2 protein-coding genes are annotated in these 1,301 nt (G+C 48.5%); both read right to left on the bottom strand.

Features of this window, described 5'->3' with window-relative positions; genetic code table 11:
- On the bottom strand, positions 1-306 hold a 306-nt coding region (locus A3750_RS19045; protein ID WP_156498748.1), incomplete at its 3' end, for a hypothetical protein.
- A gap of 344 nt (positions 307-650) precedes the next feature.
- On the bottom strand, positions 651-1,301 hold a 651-nt coding region (locus A3750_RS19040; protein WP_304440216.1), incomplete at its 5' end, for a TCP-1/cpn60 chaperonin family protein.

Here is a 1,301-nt window from a genome sequence, read left to right as displayed (position 1 = left end):
CAACGCAAGCCCTTTAGCGAAGAGTTCTCCATCAAGCTTTACTCGTTTAGTACGCAAGAATGGGTTTAGCTTGCTCAACTCGAGGCGCATCGACTCAACCTCTAAGCGCTGAGCAGAAAATCCCACCCCCAAAACAGCATCGAGCGCGCCCGCCGTTGACTCCAATTGTACGTTCACGGGCAGAGAACCACTCCACATATCCGATAATTCAAGCTCCCAAGAGAACACACCCTCTAGATGTCTAAATGCGATATGCGCCCTTCCATCCCAAATCGTGCCATCGAACGCTTTTGTAATAACACCCAACGACTGCACCTTTGTGACAGGAGCAATAGCATACTTCCACGCAAGACTCGCCGGTAATGTCGCAATAAGAGCCACAGCGAAAGCACTGACAAAAACTAATATGATAAGAAGAAACTTTTTAATCACTGGGTTATTATTCTGGTAGAAACTCTATTGGTGGCAACATTCAAAACGCAAGTTCGAAGACCAGTCATTACAGACTATTTGAACCACGAATACCACCAACATTAGCGCATTTTAAGCCGATACATTAAAAGTTCCTTAAATCACACGCAAAAAAAAGCCCCAGCAATCGCCGGGGCCCTATTATGAATTACGCTAAATCAGCGCAAGCATCGAGACAGTTACATCATACCGCCCATTCCGCCCATTCCGCCCATATCAGGCATCGCAGGCGCTGGGTTGTCCTCCACAACTTCTGTCACCATACATTCCGTAGTGATCATTAGACCCGCAACCGAGCCAGCAGCTTGAAGCGCTGTACGAGTTACTTTTGCTGGATCGAGAATACCCATCTCGATCATGTCGCCGTATTCACCCGTCGCGGCATTGTAGCCAAAGCTACCTTCGCCTTGCTTAATTTTGTCACTCACGACAGAACCTTCGCCACCCGCATTCGCAACGATCTGACGAAGAGGTGCCTCCATCGCGCGCTTAAGCAAGTTAATGCCGACGTTCTGATCTTCGTTTTCGCCTTCCAAATCAGCAATTGCCTGAAGGGCACGAACCATAGCAACACCGCCACCAGGAACCACGCCTTCTTCAACTGCAGCGCGAGTAGAGTGCAACGCATCTTCAACGCGTGCCTTCTTCTCTTTCATTTCTACTTCTGAACCAGCACCTACTTTGATGACTGCAACACCACCCGCTAATTTGGCTACACGTTCTTGAAGTTTCTCTCGATCGTAATCAGAAGAACTCTCTTCGATTTGCTTGCGAATTTGAGCAACACGACCTTCGATATCAGCAGCCTGTCCAGCGCCATCAATGACCGT

This window comes from Oleiphilus sp. HI0079 (assembly GCF_001635105.1).
The sequence above is the reverse complement of the archived record's forward strand: the minus strand, read 5'-3'. Positions and strand labels throughout refer to the sequence as shown.